Annotated in this window: 19 protein-coding genes; 7 read left to right on the top strand and 12 right to left on the bottom strand. The window is 73.5% G+C overall.

The annotated features are described in order from the left end of the window. Window positions 1-45: 45 nt before the first annotated feature. Window positions 46-1,056: an SDR family oxidoreductase gene (locus ACGF3I_RS05615; RefSeq protein WP_393129298.1), complete on the top strand. Its 1,011-nt coding sequence runs from the start codon at window positions 46-48 to the stop codon at window positions 1,054-1,056. A gap of 62 nt (window positions 1,057-1,118) precedes the next feature. Next, window positions 1,119-1,652, top strand: coding sequence for a type 1 glutamine amidotransferase domain-containing protein (locus ACGF3I_RS05610; protein ID WP_393129297.1), 534 nt, complete (start codon window positions 1,119-1,121; stop codon window positions 1,650-1,652). Window positions 1,653-1,917: 265 nt separating this feature from the next. On the opposite strand, the gene ACGF3I_RS05605 is transcribed toward ACGF3I_RS05610, so the two are convergent. Further along, entirely contained in the window at window positions 1,918-2,454 is a 537-nt protein-coding gene (locus tag ACGF3I_RS05605; RefSeq protein WP_393129296.1) for an ATP-binding protein, read from the bottom strand. Between the two features lie 285 nt (window positions 2,455-2,739). Here ACGF3I_RS05605 and ACGF3I_RS05600 point away from each other — a divergent pair, with 285 nt between their 5' ends. After that, a complete protein-coding gene (locus tag ACGF3I_RS05600) occupies window positions 2,740-3,543 on the top strand; it encodes a VOC family protein (protein ID WP_393129295.1) in 804 nt (267 codons plus the stop codon). 106 nt (window positions 3,544-3,649) lie between these two features. Then, window positions 3,650-4,519 (top strand): class II glutamine amidotransferase, encoded by an 870-nt coding sequence (locus ACGF3I_RS05595; protein ID WP_393129294.1) that lies wholly within the window; start codon window positions 3,650-3,652, stop codon window positions 4,517-4,519. Between the two features lie 7 nt (window positions 4,520-4,526). Here ACGF3I_RS05595 and ACGF3I_RS05590 read toward each other — a convergent pair whose 3' ends face one another. After that, window positions 4,527-4,853 carry a plasmid stabilization protein gene (locus ACGF3I_RS05590; RefSeq protein ID WP_393129293.1) on the bottom strand — a complete coding sequence of 109 codons (327 nt, stop codon included), beginning with the start codon at window positions 4,851-4,853 and terminating at the stop codon, window positions 4,527-4,529. A gap of 77 nt (window positions 4,854-4,930) precedes the next feature. Then, a complete protein-coding gene (locus tag ACGF3I_RS05585; RefSeq protein ID WP_393129292.1) occupies window positions 4,931-5,161 on the bottom strand; it encodes a DUF6479 family protein in 231 nt (76 codons plus the stop codon). A gap of 171 nt (window positions 5,162-5,332) precedes the next feature. Here ACGF3I_RS05585 and ACGF3I_RS05580 point away from each other — a divergent pair, with 171 nt between their 5' ends. Continuing rightward, entirely contained in the window at window positions 5,333-5,515 is a 183-nt protein-coding gene (locus ACGF3I_RS05580) for a DUF6381 family protein (RefSeq protein ID WP_393129291.1), read from the top strand. Between the two features lie 114 nt (window positions 5,516-5,629). Here ACGF3I_RS05580 and ACGF3I_RS05575 read toward each other — a convergent pair whose 3' ends face one another. From ACGF3I_RS05575 to ACGF3I_RS05550, 6 genes are read right to left on the bottom strand one after another with little or no spacing between them, the layout of a single operon-like run. Further along, window positions 5,630-7,378, bottom strand: a complete 1,749-nt coding sequence (locus ACGF3I_RS05575) for a complex I subunit 5 family protein (protein WP_393129290.1) — start codon at window positions 7,376-7,378, stop codon at window positions 5,630-5,632. Then, window positions 7,375-7,722 (bottom strand): sodium:proton antiporter, encoded by a 348-nt coding sequence (locus ACGF3I_RS05570; protein WP_393129289.1) that lies wholly within the window; start codon window positions 7,720-7,722, stop codon window positions 7,375-7,377. The genes ACGF3I_RS05575 and ACGF3I_RS05570 overlap by 4 nt, the downstream gene beginning before the upstream one ends. A 22-nt stretch (window positions 7,723-7,744) precedes the next feature. Beyond that, the gene (locus ACGF3I_RS05565) at window positions 7,745-8,524 is read right to left on the bottom strand and encodes an MnhB domain-containing protein (protein ID WP_393129288.1); all 780 of its coding nucleotides are present in this window, start codon (window positions 8,522-8,524) and stop codon (window positions 7,745-7,747) included. After that, entirely contained in the window at window positions 8,521-8,781 is a 261-nt protein-coding gene (locus ACGF3I_RS05560; RefSeq protein ID WP_393129287.1) for a hydrogenase subunit MbhD domain-containing protein, read from the bottom strand. The genes ACGF3I_RS05565 and ACGF3I_RS05560 overlap by 4 nt, the downstream gene beginning before the upstream one ends. After that, window positions 8,774-9,235 carry a monovalent cation/H+ antiporter complex subunit F gene (locus tag ACGF3I_RS05555; protein WP_393129286.1) on the bottom strand — a complete coding sequence of 154 codons (462 nt, stop codon included), beginning with the start codon at window positions 9,233-9,235 and terminating at the stop codon, window positions 8,774-8,776. Before ACGF3I_RS05555 ends, ACGF3I_RS05560 begins: the two co-directional genes overlap by 8 nt. After that, window positions 9,232-9,408: a hypothetical protein gene (locus ACGF3I_RS05550; RefSeq protein ID WP_393129285.1), complete on the bottom strand. Its 177-nt coding sequence runs from the start codon at window positions 9,406-9,408 to the stop codon at window positions 9,232-9,234. The genes ACGF3I_RS05555 and ACGF3I_RS05550 overlap by 4 nt, the downstream gene beginning before the upstream one ends. A 480-nt stretch (window positions 9,409-9,888) precedes the next feature. Between ACGF3I_RS05550 and ACGF3I_RS05545 the strand changes: the two genes are divergently transcribed. Beyond that, window positions 9,889-11,019 (top strand): AI-2E family transporter, encoded by a 1,131-nt coding sequence (locus ACGF3I_RS05545; RefSeq protein ID WP_393129284.1) that lies wholly within the window; start codon window positions 9,889-9,891, stop codon window positions 11,017-11,019. 28 nt (window positions 11,020-11,047) lie between these two features. Here ACGF3I_RS05545 and ACGF3I_RS05540 read toward each other — a convergent pair whose 3' ends face one another. Beyond that, the gene (locus ACGF3I_RS05540; protein ID WP_393129711.1) at window positions 11,048-11,419 is read right to left on the bottom strand and encodes a hypothetical protein; all 372 of its coding nucleotides are present in this window, start codon (window positions 11,417-11,419) and stop codon (window positions 11,048-11,050) included. Window positions 11,420-11,583: 164 nt separating this feature from the next. Between ACGF3I_RS05540 and ACGF3I_RS05535 the strand changes: the two genes are divergently transcribed. Next, window positions 11,584-12,711: a M20 family metallopeptidase gene (locus ACGF3I_RS05535; RefSeq protein ID WP_393129283.1), complete on the top strand. Its 1,128-nt coding sequence runs from the start codon at window positions 11,584-11,586 to the stop codon at window positions 12,709-12,711. Between the two features lie 105 nt (window positions 12,712-12,816). Here ACGF3I_RS05535 and ACGF3I_RS05530 read toward each other — a convergent pair whose 3' ends face one another. Both ACGF3I_RS05530 and xylB read right to left on the bottom strand, forming a co-directional pair. Beyond that, the gene (locus tag ACGF3I_RS05530; protein WP_393129282.1) at window positions 12,817-13,203 is read right to left on the bottom strand and encodes an STAS domain-containing protein; all 387 of its coding nucleotides are present in this window, start codon (window positions 13,201-13,203) and stop codon (window positions 12,817-12,819) included. 215 nt (window positions 13,204-13,418) lie between these two features. Continuing rightward, window positions 13,419-14,900, bottom strand: coding sequence for a xylulokinase (gene xylB, locus ACGF3I_RS05525; protein WP_393129281.1), 1,482 nt, complete (start codon window positions 14,898-14,900; stop codon window positions 13,419-13,421). Window positions 14,901-14,994 lie beyond the last annotated feature (94 nt).

The raw sequence follows: 14,994 nt of genomic DNA, 5'->3' as shown, positions 1-14,994 counted from the left end.
CCCGGCGCACCGAACGCGCGCCGATCGAGCACTGAAAGGACGTCCATGCCCGAGACCGTCGTCATCACCGGAGCCAGTGCCGGAATCGGCCGTGCCACCGCCCGGCTCTTCGCGCGGCGCGGCGCCAACGTCGTCCTGCTGGCCCGGGGCGAGGCCGGGCTCGACACGGCCGCCGCCGAGGTCGAGGAGCTCGGTGGCCGGGCCCTCGCGATCCCCGTGGACGTCGCCCACCCCGACCAGGTCGAGAAGGCCGCCGACGCCGCCGAAGAGGCCTTCGGGCCCATCGACGTGTGGGTCAACGTGGCCTTCACCTCCGTCTTCGCGCCCTTCACCGAGATCTCCGCCGAGGAGTTCCGCCGCGTCACCGACGTCACCTACCTCGGCTTCGTGAACGGCACCCGCGCCGCCCTCGCCCGCATGACACCGCGCGACCGGGGCACCATCGTGCAAGTGGGTTCCGCGCTGGGTGAGCGCTCGATCCCGCTCCAGTCCGCGTACTGCGGGGCCAAGCACGCCATCAACGGGTTCACCTCGTCGGTGCGCACCGAGCTGCTGCACGACAAGAGCCACGTCCGCATCACCGTGGTGCAGATGCCGGCCGTCAACACGCCCCAGTTCTCCTGGGTGCGCTCCCGGCTCGCCGGGCACCCGCAGCCCGTGGCGCCGATCTACCAGCCCGAAGTGGCCGCCCGGGCGGTCCTGTTCGCGGCGGACCACCCCCGGCGCAAGCAGTACTACACCGGTGCCTCCACCGTCGCGACGGTGTGGGCCAACCGCTTCCTGCCGGGGCTCCTCGACCGCTACCTCGCCCGCACCGGATACGACTCCCAGCAGCGCGAGGACGAGGCGCCGGAGTCCACCCGGGGCAATCTGTGGCGGCCCCTTGACCAGGCGCCGGGCGAGGACCACGGCGCCCACGGCATCTTCGACGACCAGGCGCATCCGCGGTCCTACCAGGCGGCCGCCGCCCGCCGGCCCGTCCTGACCGCGGGCGCCGGGCTCGGCGCCGTGGCGGCGGCGGTCTGGGCCGTACGCCGCCGCCGCGCATCGGCGTGAACCCGCCCGACCCATGAACCCGCACCGCGAACCGCGCGGTGCACCGAGAAAGGAGCGACATCATGAAGGTGGCATTCCTCGTGGCGACCGAAGGCATCGAGCAGGTCGAGCTGACCGAGCCGTGGAAGGCGGTGACCGACGCGGGCCACACCGCGGAACTCGTCTCCACCGAGTCCGGCCGCGTCCAGGCCTTCAACCACCTCGACAAGGCCGACACCTTCCCGGTGGACCGGACCGTCGGTGACACCGGGCCGGCCGACTACGACGCCCTGGTGCTGCCCGGCGGCGTCGCCAACCCCGACGCGCTGCGCATGGACGAGGACGCGGTGGCGTTCGTGAAGGGCTTCTTCGAGCAGGGCAAGCCCGTGGCGGCGATCTGCCACGCACCCTGGACGCTCGTCGAGGCCGGAGTGCTGCGCGGCCGCACCCTCACCTCGTGGCCGAGCCTGCGCACCGACATCACCAACGCGGGCGGCACCTGGGTCGACGAGCAGGTGAAGGTGTGCACCGGCGGGCCGAACACCCTGGTCACCAGCCGCAAGCCGGACGACCTCAAGGCGTTCTGCGAGACGTTCCTGGAGGAGTTCGCCCGCTGATCCCGGCCCGCGGAGGGCGCCCCGCACGCCGGGATGCCCTCCGCGCCGGGCGGGGAGGTTTTCCCCTCCCTTTGCGTGGTAGTCCGGTAGTGCGTTCCTTGCGTACGAGGGAACGAAGGCGCCGGACCGGTTGGGACCATCAGCCGCCGGCGCCGCCCTTGTCCTGACGAACCGTCAGGGAGCCGTGGTCCAGGCCCTGATGAGGTCGAGGAGCGTCGGGAGGCCGCGTCGGCCGGTCGGATCACCGGGGCGCGCGTCCATCGTCTCAGGCGTCGCTGAGACACCGTGCGTCGGGCCGGTCGGACGGCGCGAGGGGCCGGGCCTCGAACACCGCCAGGACGGGCACGCCGGCCGCCGCGGCGAGGGCGGGGCGCGGAGGCAGTGCGCGCAGCGGGCGCAGGGCCTGCGGCTGGGCGGTGAGGGTGAACCAGACGACCTTGCCGCCGGGGGTGGTCTGGGTGCCCCAGCTGTCGCTGAGGTGGGCGACCAGCGCGAGGCCGCGGCCCCGTTCGGCGAACGGGCGCGGTCCGTGCAGGCGCGGCAGCCGGGGATCGCTGTCGGCGACGGACGCCGTGAGCTGTCCCCTCGCCCACCGCAATTCCAGGACGCACGCGTGGTCGCCCTGGGTGTGGCGGTGGACATTGGTGAGGAGCTCGGTCACGCCGAGGCTCACGGGCTGGATGATGCCCTCCAACCGCCAGTGGCGCAGATGTGCGGCGACGATGCGACGGACCTGCGGTATACGGGCCGGCGTCGCGTCGAGGCTCAGGGCGTACTGGCGGGGACTGTCGATGGTGAACACTGCGACTCCCTTGTCGGCGGGAGCGGCGCGCCGGCCACTCCCACGTCCGCAGCCACGCGACGGCTACCAGAAGTAGTCGTTTGGACACAGCGCGGATTCCTCCAGCATGACCCGTACGGCGGCATCCGCAACACGAGCGGGCGAGAGCGCGGCCACCGAGCCATGGGCCCGGCACGGCGCGGTCGGCGGGCACCGGCGACGGTGCGGCGCGATAGTGGGAGGCACGGCGCCCGGCACCCGGGCACTGGATCCGGCACACCCCGACACGAGGAAGCGAGGGCCTTCGTGACGCCCCCATCGACCGACTCCACCGCCCGACTCGGCTCCGGGGCCCCGGTGTTCGGGGCGCCGTGCTGGGTGAGCCTGATGGCCCGCGACCTCGGTGCCGCCACGGACTTCTACGGCGCCGTGATGGGGTGGACGTTCGGACCGGTCAGGCTCGGCGAGGAGTTCCGCATCGCCCGGGCGGACGGAGTGCCGGTCGCCGGGATCTCCGCGCTCGCCACGGCGTACCAGGTCGCCGTCGCCTGGACCCCGTACTTCGCGGTCGAGGACGCCGATGTGACCGTGGCCCGCATCCGCGAGCGGGGCGCCACGGTGGCGGTCGGACCGGTCGCCGTGTATACGGGTCGCGGCGCGCTGGCGGCCGACCGCGACGGAGCGGTCTTCGGTATCTGGCAGGGCCCGCTCGTCGCGAACTGGGAGGGCTGGCGCGACGCCGCCCTCGCCTGGACCCGCCTGCACACCCGGGACGCCTTCGACGCCGCGATCTTCTACGGTGAGGTGCTCGACTGGGGCTGCGACCGGCCCGGCTGCTGCGACGTGCGCTACGAGCACGACGAGGTGGTGCTGCGCCACGGCGGCCTGGTGGTGGCGCGCCTGGCCTCCGGCGCGGTCGAGGCGGCGCCCGATCCGAATCTGCGCCCGCACTGGCACACCCACTTCACGGTCGACGACCCGCGAGCGCGCGCCGAACGGGCCCGGGCGCACGGCGCCACCGTCCTCGGCGACGGCGTCTCGCCCACCGGTCCCTGGGTCCGGCTCAGCGACCCCGACGGCGCCACCTTCACCCTGAGCTCACGGGTGTGAACCGCCGTCGCGCGGCCGACGCCGGCCGCCGCGTTGCGTCCCGTCCCGCGACGCGGCACGATGCCCGGGCGGGCCAAGGGCCGTACTGAGCGCGGAGGTGGCGTCGATGTGCCGACTGTTCGGACTGAGCAGCGCCCCGCGCCGCAGCCACGCCACCTTCTGGCTGCTCGACGCCCCCGACAGCCTCGCCGTGCAGAGCCACCGCGACCCGGACGGCACGGGCCTCGGGTACTTCGGCACCGACGGCACGCCCGAGGTCCGCAAGGCACCGGACGCCGCGTACGAGGACCGCGACTTCGCGCGGGAGGCCCATCAGGTCTGCTCGATGACGTTCCTCGCCCACATCCGGCTCGCCTCGACCGGCGGCCTCAGCCCCTCCAACACCCACCCGTTCCAGCAGGACGGACGGCTCTTCGCGCACAACGGTGTCGTGGAAGGCCTGCCGGAACTCGACGCCTACCTCGGGCCGGACCTGTCGCTGGTCGCGGGCGACACCGACTCCGAGCGGGTCTTCGCGCTGATCACCCGTGAGACACGGGCCGCCGGTGGCGACGTCGCCACCGGCATCGAGCGCGCCACCCGCTGGATCGCCGCCCAACTGCCGCTCTACGCGCTGAACTTCGTCCTCACCACCCCGGACGAACTCTGGGCCCTGCGCTACCCCGACACCCACGAGCTCTACGTCCTGGAACGTGAGGCGGGCGGGCCGCACGGGGCGCGCCACCTGGACCACAGCGGAACCGCGGGCCGGATGCGCGTGCATTCGGGCGACCTCGCCGACGCGCCCGCGATCGTGGTCGCGAGTGAGCGCATGGACGAGCACCCCGACTGGCTCCTGATGGAGCCGGGCGAACTGCTCCACGTCGCGTCCGACGGCCGGGCCGAGCGGCGCCTCGTCCTGCCGGACCCGCCGGCCCGCCCGCTGCGGCTCAGCGACCTCACCGACCGGGCGGCCCATTCCCAGAAGACGGGCTGAAGCGCGCTCAGTGGCCGAGGGCCTTGCGCAGCTCCTGCTTGTTCATCGTCGAGCGGCCCTTGATGTTGCGTTTCCTGGCCTCTGCGTACAGCTGGTCCCTGGTCGGCCCCTGCGAGCCGCTGTGCGAGCGCTCGCCGCCGCGCTGGTAGGCGGACTTGTCGTCCTGGGTGGACGTCCTGCTCGCGGTCGCGGACTCGCCGGACCGGGCGCGCTGCTTGTTGACGGTCCGCGCGGCGATCTCCTTGGCGCGCTTCGCCGAGGCGCCGTGTTCCTGGGCGCCCTCCTTGATGTGCTCGTACTGCCGCTCCCGCTTGGGGCTCGAACCTGCCGGCATGGCATCTCTCCTCTCCTCGGGGACTCCGGCTCGGGGCCGAAGGTCCGTATCGGGCTGACCGGGTGGACGCGGCGGCCCTACGGGCGGCCGTCGGATTCGGATCGGTCCGGCTGCTGCGAGGCCTCCGGGGGCTGCCACGAATTCGACCGGGGCTGGGACTCCAGCGGAGGCGTTGGCTTACGGGCGGTACGGCGGCTGCCGAACCAGAAAGCCCCGATCAGCACGGCGACGATGATCACGCCCACGCCGGTGAACATCCAGGACGTCGAGGCCGCGGCGAGTGTCTGCGAAGCAGCGAAACTGGTCATGCCGCAACGCCTACCCCCTCCGCGCCCGGCCTGACACGGAGTCTTCCACGACTTGCCCGACTGCCTCACCGGCCACGCGACGATGACCGTGTGTGACGACTCGGGATGCGGCGGCTCCCCGGCCCTGCTTGTCTGGACGCGTCCGCACCCCCCGGAAGCCCAGGAGTGAGCATGAGCGTCGCAGACGAGTTCGGAGCCCGTGTCCAGCAGATGCGCGAGAAGGCGCAGCAGCTGGAGCAGGCCGCGGAGAACACGGCCGACCCGGCCGAGCGTCAGCGTCTGAAGGACAAGGCCCGACGTCTCAAGGAGCAGAGTGCGATGCAGCGCGACAGCACGGGCATCGACCCCATGTGAGTCCCGGCTCCGCGGCGTGACGGCGGCGCCTCGCGTGGCGCGGGGCCGCCGTCCCGCGCGCGCGTTCCCGGCCTCGCGCCAACGCGGCTTCGTGCAGGCCGAGTTGACGACCGATCAGCCGGTCAGTACGCCCGGCAGGGCCAGGCCGCCGAGGAGCGCCGTGCCCACCAGGAGCCAGGCGACGTAGTCGCCGATGTGGCCCGAGTGCAGCCGGCGCACGGGCTCCGTCCACGCCTGCGGTTCCCGCCGTGCCGGGCCGCGTACCGCCGCGGCCGCGAGGGCCGCGCCCAGCGCCACCGACGCCAGACCCAGGAGCACACCGGGCAGCGTCCAGTGCGGCGCGTGCCGCGGCCCGGCGCCGAACGCCCGCCCCACCGCCGTGGCCAGAGCGGGGACCAGGCCCGCCGTCAGCGACCCGGCGAGCAGCGCGGCCGGGACCGCGACCATCGTCGCCGGCACCCGGCCGAGCCGGCCCTTGGTCTCGGGCTCCTCGCCCCCGCCCCGCGTCTCGTGCCCCGGGTCGCCGAGCGGCCGGGGTCCGAGCCCGAGGAAGACGCGGCCGGCCACCCTGAGGACCGCGCCCGCCGTGACCGCGGAGACGGCCACGAACAGGACCGTGAAGCCGATGCCGCCCGCCTCCTCCGTGGCCGACTTGCCGAGGCCCGTCCCGAAGGGCGGAAACCCCGCGAGCGCCAGCGCGCCCGCCAGGTAGAGCCATGCCACCACCGGCAACTCCCGCGCCCTGCCGTGCAGTTCGTGTTCGTCCACGCTGCCGTAGCGGTCGAGCAGGATGCCGGTACAGGCGAACAGGGCGGCCTTCGCCCCCGCGTGGCCGATGACGTACAGCGCCACACCGCCCGTCGCTTCAGGCGTCAGGAGCCCGATGCCGATCAGGAAGAGCCCGGTGTGCGCCACGGTCGAGTACGCGAGGAGGCGTTTGATGTGCCGCTGCTGCCAGCACATCAGCGCGCCGACCAGCGCCGTCAGGGTGCCGAGCACCACCAGGGCGCGTTGGATGTCGGCGGCCGGCACACCGCCCGGCCCGCCGAACACCGTCGTACAGACGCGCCACGTCCCGTACAGGCCCAGCTCGACCATGACACCGGACAGCAGCATGCACACCGGGGTCGGGGCCACCGCGTGGGCGTCGGGGAGCCAGAAGTGGAACGGCAGGGCCGCAGCCTTGACGAGGAGGCCGGTCAGGACCAGGGCGAAGGCGGCGAGCACCAGCGCGTCGGGGCTCCCGCCGGAGTCCAGGTGCTGCCCGATCTGGCGCATGCCGAGTTCCCCGGTGCGCGCGTACAGGAGCACCACGCCGGTCAACGTGGCGTACGCACCGAGGGAGTTGAGCACCCCGAAGGTGAGCGCGCCCTGGACCGCCTTCGCCTCCTCGACCCGGTAGCCGGTCAGGGCGTACGCCACCACGCTCATCAGCTCGAAGAAGACGAAGGCGTTGAAGAGGTCCCCGGTCAGGGCGAAGCCGCACATGCCCGCCTGGAAGAGCAGGACGAGCGCGGGGAACGACCCCGCGTGGCGGCGCGGCGGCTCGTCGAAGTAGTGCCAGGAGTAGACGAGGACGGCGACGACCAGCACGGACACCAGTGCGGCGAGGCCCGTGCCGGGCCCGTCGCCGACCAGCACGATGCCCACGCCCTCGCCGCCCACCGGGCGCCAGCCGCCCACCCAAGTGACCGCGTCCGGAGCGGAGTTGGCCAGCAGGACGAGCGCGAGTGCGGCGGTGGCCGCGGCGACGGCGCAGCCCACCCACTCGGCCACGATCCGGGGCAGCCACCGCCCGGCCGCCACGAGTGCGGCCGCGCCGAGCAGCGGCAGCGCCACGACCAGGGGGAGCAGGTCGTTCATCCGCGCAGCTCGGACAGCTCGTCGGGATCCACCGTGCCGTGGCGCTTGGCGACCTGCACCACCAGCGCGAGCAGCAGCGCGGTGACCGTGGCGCCGACCACCACATCGGTGAGCGTCAGGGCCTGGACGACCGGGTCGACGAGCGGCCGGGACCCGGGTTTCACATCGGAGAAGACCGGCGCCGTGCCGCCGTCGCGGTAGCCCACCGCCAGCAGCAGCACATAGGTGGAGGACTGACACACCGTCAAGCAGCCCACCGCGTGCACCAGATGACGGCTGGTGGCCAGGCCGTAGCAGCCCACCAGGAAGATCCATCCGGCGATGAGATACGGAATCGCGTTCATCACGCTCGCTCGACGCCCCCGCTCACGATGCCTTTCCTTCCCCCGCGCCGTCGCTCCTGCCCTGCCCCGCGCCGCCGCCTTCCTCGATCACCACGGCCTGATCGAGGAAGCGGGCGAGCAGGACGACCACCGCGCACGCGACCTCCATGCCGACCGCCGCGTTCAGGAGCGGTACGACGCCGCCCGAGGCGAGGGTGTTGAACGTGCCGAGCGGCAGCGTGTTGGCGAGGAACGCAGAGCCGCCGACCAGCCCGGCGAGGCCGAGGACGAGATAGGCCGCCTCGCCCGCCGCGTCGCCCATCTCGTACCGGCCGACCGGGCGGATCCGCTCCAGGGCCCGGTAGTCGGCCCCGATGTAGAGCAGGTGCAGACCGGTCGCCACGACCACTCCGCCCTGGAAGCCGCCGCCGGGGCTGAGTTGCCCGTGGGCCACGACGTACAGCCCGCAGAGCAGGGCGACGGGCAGCATCAGGAGGGCGTATCGGCGGACCACCGGGGCGACGTCGGCCGGGGCTGGCGGCACCTTCCGCTCGTCGCGGGTCTGGCGCAGCAGGACCACGGTCCCCAGCACCGAGGCGAACAGGATGCTCTCCTCGCCGAGGGTGTCGAAGGCGCGCAGGTCGAAGTTGACGGAGGAGATCACGTTGGCGGTGTGCCGGGAGAGCGCCGCGGTGACGGCCCGGTCGCCGTAGGGGTGCCGGGCGCCGCCGAAGTGCGGCAGGCGCAGAAAGGCGGCGGCGAGCAGGACGGCGACCGCGAGGCCGCCGGTCGCGAGGACCCACAGGCGCAGGCGCCGGCTCATCGGTCACCGTCCTCGCGCCGCCCCCGGCGACGTACCTTGCGCACGGACAGCAGGATGAGCAGCGGGGTCAGGGCCGAGCCCACCGCCAGCTGCGACAGGCCCACGTCGGGCGCCTGCAGCACGGTGAACAGGACGGCGAGCGCGAGGCCGAGGACCGCGAGCACCAGGGCCTGGCGCGCCGGGTCGCGTACCGCGACGGCGGCGGTTGCCGATGCCGCCACCAGCAGCAGCGAGACGAGCGTCAGGGCGTCAGTCACGTTGCGCCGCCCCCGCTCCGGGGTAGCCGCCCGACAGCGCCCGCGAGGCGATCACGTTCCCGGACACGAGCAGCACGCCGGTCAGCAGGAGTTTCACGGTGGCGCGGCCCGGGTCGGTGACCGCGCACAGGGCGACGACCACGGCGGCGGCGGCCGAAGCGGCCACCCCGGTCAGGAGGTCGGAGTGCGGGGGACGGCCCCGGAGGTCGTCGGCGAGCAGACGCGCGTACACCAGGGTGCCCGCCGGGCCGAGCACCGCGAGCACCAGCGCGAGGTCGTTGTAGGCGGGCCGGGTGTACGCCCGCGCGAGCAGCAGCAGGACCAGGCACACCACGGAGGTGCCGAAGTTCTGGGCCATGACCCGGCGTTCGAGCGGGCCGGTCGCGACGCCCCACACCACGGGCCCGAACCCGCAGGCGAGCAGGGCGGTCGCCGCCACGAGCCAGCCGTTCACCGACCGCTCATCGCCCTGCGCCCGGCCCGCCCGGCGAAGGCCGCCAGGAGGGCGGCGCCCGCGCCGACGAGGCATTCGAGGGGGTCGACCGTGCTGATCAGAACGAGCCAACAGCCCGTCAGGAGAAGCCACCACACCAGGACTTCGGCGCCGGCGGCAGCGGTTCGGCCCATCCCTTCCCCCTTCACGCTCCACGTCCGGACGGAATCAACATTTCGGCCCGTTTCGGCCGGATTCCTCATCCAAGCACTGCCGACGGAGGTGCCCCCGACGGCGCGCTGCCCGAGCCACGGGGGAGCGCCCCCGCCGGCCGTCCCGGGCGCGGCCCACCAGTACCCGCGCCGCCCCGCGTCAATCGCCCGTCCGGGTGGCACAGGAGCGTGCGCCTCCGAGGCCGCCCTCCCACCGGCCCGCTCGTGACGGCCTCGCACGTCATCCGGATGGCCGCCGCCGCACCGGCACACAAGGCCCGGGCCCGGATACCTGGCTAGGGTCGGAGCTGGAAGCAAGCGCGCTCCGGCGCTCGCCGTGCGGAGCGCCCACCCGGCGTGGCGGCGTACGGAGATCCCGTCCCGGCCTCGAAGAGAGGTACTGGCAGATGCATCCCTCGCCCGCCCGCGCCCCGTCCGCACCGGACCGGACCTGGGGCCGTGATGACGTCCTCGCCGACTGAGGGGGCCGGTGACGAACCGGTCGCCGAAACGTCCTCCGTCGCCCCCGCCGCCCGGGGCGCGCGCCCGCGCGGAACGCGGGTGACGGTCGGCGGCAGGTCCTGGCTCGCCGTCGGTTTCGCCCTCGGTCTGGGCGCGACGCTGGCCTGGCTCACCGTCCAGACGGTCCTTGAGGTGGGCAGCCTCCTCACCCTGCTGCTGCTCGCCGTGTTCATCGCGCTCGCGCTGGAACCGGTCGTCGCCTGGCTCACCCGGCACCGCGTCCGCCGGGGCTGGGCCGTGCTCATCGTGCTCGTCGTCCTGCTCGCGTTCTTCGCGGGATTCCTGGCGCTGGTCGTGCCCCCGGTCACCGACGAGGTCGACGCCCTGATCAAGGCGGTGCCCGACTGGCTCAAGGAGCTGCGGGACCACGACTCGGCGCTGGGCAGGTTCGAGGACCGCTACCACGTCCTGCAGAAGATCAAGGACCAGTTCTCCAACGGCGGTGCCGCGGGCCTCGCGGGGGGACTGCTCGGGGCGGGCCGGGTGGTGGTCGGGGCGGTCACGTCGGCCGCCGTCGTCATCGTCGTCACCATCTACGTGATGGCGTTCCTGCCCTCCCTGAAGACGTTCTGCCTCCGCTTCGTCGCGGCCTCCAAGCGCCCGCACATCCAGGACGTCACCGACGAGATCCTCAACCGGGTCGGCCGTTACATGCTCGGCAACGTGCTGACCTCGGTGATCGCCGGACTCGCCACGTTCATCTGGTGCGTGGTCACCGATGTTCCCTATCCCGCCGCGCTGGGGGTCTTCATCGCGCTCATGGACCTGATCCCGATCGTGGGCACCACGATCGGCGGCCTCGTCGTGAGCCTGGTGGCGCTGTCGGTGTCGTTCCCGGTGGCCCTGGCGACAGCCGGTTTCTACGTGGCGTTCCGGGTCGCCGAGGACTATCTGATCGTGCCCCGGGTGATGAAGTTCGCCGTGGACGTCCATCCCCTGGTCACGGTCGTGGGTGTCCTGCTCGGCGGAGCGCTGCTCGGCATCGTCGGCGCCCTGGTGGCCATTCCGGCCGCCGTCGCCATCGGCATCGTCCTGGACGAGCGCGTCTTCTCCCGTACCGACGTGTCCTGAACGGCGTGCGCCGCCGACCGGGCGGCCCTCAGATCCTGATGTCGCTGTAGCCGCACACCCAGGACAGCGCGTCGTGGACCCCGCGCGTGAACTCGCGGACCCCGGGCTGCGGGGTGGGGTCCTCCAGCTGGACGACGGCCGCGTCCACCTCGGCCGTGAGCAGCCGCAGATCGGGACCGTACTTGGCGGAGGTGCCGGTGACCGGGGCGCGAACACCGCTGCCCATGGCCCAGCGATAGGCCGCGGCCACCCCCAGGGCGAACTGGGGCGGCGCGTCGGACCGGCCGGTCAGACGCCTGAGCGCCAGGTCGACCTCGTCGCGCGGGCGGACACCCACCAACGCCTTCGGGTCCTGCCGCGGGCCCCGGCCCTCGGGCGTGGTCGCGTCCTTGGATGACATCACGTCACTCACCTCTGTGCTGGTGGCCGCTTTTCGGGGGTCTACAGGGACGGGTACCCACTGGGCGGCGCGATCGGCACGCCGGCTCCGCCTTTCGGGACGCGGCCCGCGTGCTGCCTGCCTGCCCGCGAAGGCGCCGGACACACACCGATTAGGCTGACCGCATGACGATGCGGGGGGCTGTGCCGGTGGACGTGGACGCGATGATCGAGGATCTCAGGACGCTGGTGGAGGTCGAGTCGCCGTCACGCGACCGGGAGGCCCTGGCCGCATCGGCCAAGGCGGTCGCCGCCGTCATCGAGAACCGTCTCGGCGGGCACGCCGTCCTCGTCGAGAGCGCGGCCGGGCCGCATGTCCACTGGTCGGGCGGGGGCGAGCCGCGGGTGCTGATCCTCGGCCACCACGACACGGTGTTCCCGCTCGGCACCCTCGGGCGCCGCCCGTTCACGGTCGAGAACGGGCACGCGACGGGCCCGGGCGTCTTCGACATGCTGGGCGGTCTGGTGCAGGCGGTGCACGGCCTCGCGGCCCTGGAGGACCGGTCGGGCGTGGAGATCCTGGTGACCTGTGACGAGGAGGTCGGCTCCCACGCCTCGCGCGCGCTCATCGAGGAGCGCGCCCTGGCGTGCGGCGCGGTGCTCGTCTTCGAGGGCGCGGCCGACGGCGGCGGCCTGAAGACCGGGCGCAAGGGCTGCGGCACCTTCCGGGTCACCGTCACCGGCCGGGCCTCGCACGCCGGGCTCGAACCCGAGGCCGGGGTCAACGCCCTGATCGAGGCGGCCCACCAGGTCCTGGACATCGCGGCGCTCGGCCGACCCGGGGCCGGCACCACGGTCACGCCCACCGTGGCCGCGGCCGGAACGCTCGACAACGTGGTGCCGGCCCGGGCGACGATCGTCGTGGACGTCCGCGTCGAGACGGCGGACGAGCAGGCCCGGATCGAAACGGCTTTCGCGGGGCTGGCCCCGCACCTGGACGGGGCGGTGATCACGGTCGAGGGCGCGGTCGGACGGCCCCCCATGGCTGAGTCCGCCTCGGCCGAACTGTTCGCGCTGGCACAGCAGTTGGTGCCCGGTATCGAAGGTGTGGCGGTCGGCGGCGGCAGTGACGGCAACTTCACGGCAGCTCTCGGCGTGCCCACGCTCGACGGCCTCGGCGCGGTCGGCGGCGGCGCCCACGCCGACCACGAGTACGTGGTGGTCGACACCATGGCCGAACGGGCGGGCCTGGTCACCGGGCTGGTGACGGCCCTGCGGAACGAGCGGAGCGCCCAGCGGCGCGACGGCGTCTAGGGCTGCCGCAGGGCCTGTCCGGATCTCGTCCGGATCCCGTCCGAATCTCGACGGCGGCACAGGGCCGTGGCGCCCCGGCGGTGACCCGTCGGGCCGGACGGTCCTCTAGGTCGTGGCTCTACTGCCGCCGTCGAGGGCGCCGTCCTCGCTCAGCGCGCGGGGGAGTGCGTCCAGCACGGTGAACGCGGTGTCGAGGTGGACCAGCCGCAGGATGTGGGACACCCGGGGCGTGCCGCGTATCAGGCGCAGCACACCGCCCCGGTGGGCCACATGGTCGCGGATCGCGAGGAGCAGCCGGATGCCGCCGGCGTCCAGGAAAGTCACCGCGCGCAGGTCCACCACCACATCGGCAGGGGAGAGGTGGACCAACGCGTGGGCTCTGGGCCCGAGTTCGCGATGGGCCAGCATGTCCAGCTCGCCGTGGAGTTCGATGATGACGGTCCCGCCCACTGTGCGGGGCCGCAGCCAGAAGCCGCATTCGTCAGCGCTCACGTCGCGCCCGCCCGTCTCTTGTTGCCGGTGCCCTGGATGCCGCCCCCGACATCCGGAATATCTCACTCTCCGTGACTTCCGAGCGAGTCGCGGAGCGGGGACCAACCACAAACCCCCTGGTAGTGCTCATGCCCCGATGATCTGCGAATCTCACCTCTGTGACGTTCTGTAATGGAACGAGTTTCGGACAACCTCTCGGACGGGCGTGCGCCGCTTCACGCCCGGCCGAACAGAGCGGCGCCGGCGGCGTCGATGGTCGCGCCGATGCGCTCCCAGGCCGCCAAGTCCCTTTCCAGAGGCGGAAGTTCCCGGCCTCGTCCCGCACCCCAGTGGCCGGCGAGTGCCACCGGATCGGTGCCGGTGGCGGCCGACGCGGCCAGGGCCGCGGCACCGACGGCCACCAGCTCCGTGGCCGCCGGAATCACGAGCGGCCGCCCCGACAGGCGGCGCACGGTCTGCACCCAGGCGCGCCCCTGGGCGCCGCCGCCGATGAGGCGCAGGGGTCTGGCGAGGGCCTGGGGTGACGCGGGGTCGAGGCCGCAGGCGCGCAGTACCTCGTCCAGGGCGCGCAGCACGGTGACGGCGGCGCCCTCGTAGGCGGCGCCGAGGAGCTGCTGCGGGGTGGTGGCGTGCCGCAGACCGGTGAGCAGGCCGGACGCGCTGGGCAGATCGGGCGTGCGCTCGCCGTCCAGATAGGGGAGGAGTACGGCTTCGCCGCCGGGTGCGGCGTCGTCGCGGTCGAGGCCGAGCAGGGCGGCGATCCGGTCCACGGCCAGCGTGCAGTTGAGCGTGCAGGCCAGCGGCAGGTAGTAACCGTCCGCGGAGGCGAAGCCGCTGAGCGCGGGATCGGCCGGACGGTTGCGGGTGGCCGCGAACACCGTGCCCGAGGTGCCGAGGCTCAGCACCGGGTGGTCCAGGAGGCCGGCACCGCCGAGCCCCAGGCCCACGGCCGCGCTCATGTTGTCTCCGGTGCCGGCGGCGACGGCGACCGTGCCGGGCAGTCCCAGCGCCTCGGCCGCGGACGGGGTGAGGGTCCCCACCCGGCTGCCGCCGGCCGGAGCCGGTTCGGGCAGCGACGAGGCGTCGAGGCCGAGGAGCTGGAGGATCTCGGGGTCGTACGCCCCCGTGGCCGTGGAGTACCAACCCGTGCCCGAGGCGTCGCCCGGATCGGTGACGGCGACGCCCGCGAGCCGTTCGGTGAGGAAGTCGTGCGGCAGCCGGACCGCCGCACAGCGCGCGGCCGTTGACGGCTCGTTCTTCACCAGCCACCGCCACTTCGCCGCGGTCACCGCGGCGACCGGCACGGACCCGGTGCGGGCGGCCCAGGCCATCGGCCCGCCGAGCTCCGCGGTGAGGGCGGCGGCCTGCGGGGCCGAGCGGGTGTCGTTCCACAGCAGGGCCGGCCGCAGGGGGCGCCGGTCCCGGTCGAGGACCACCAGGCCGTGCTGCTGCCCGGCGACCGCGATCCCCGCCACCGCGGAGGCCGCCACTCCCGACTCCTTGAGCCCGGCCGCGACCGCTTCGCACAGGGCCTGCCACCACTGCTCGGGGTCGCTCTCGCGGGCGCCGCCCGAGCCGTCCACGCGGTGCGGGGCGCGGCCGACGGCGAGCGTCCTGCCGGTGGCGGCGTCGGCGAACAGGGCCTTGGTGGACTGGGTCGAGCTGTCCACGCCGATGACGACCGGGTTGTGCGGCATCCGGGCACCCTTCCTGCGGTTCGGCGGGGCGCGAGCCGCCCGTGAGCCTTTTGACTTCCAGGGGAACAAATAGGAAAGACCAAAGTAGGTGACA

The organism is Streptomyces sp. NPDC048111 (genome assembly GCF_043202815.1).
Lineage (GTDB): Bacteria > Actinomycetota > Actinomycetes > Streptomycetales > Streptomycetaceae > Streptomyces.
Note: the sequence above shows the minus strand (reverse complement) of the source record. Positions and strands in the feature narration are given on the sequence as shown.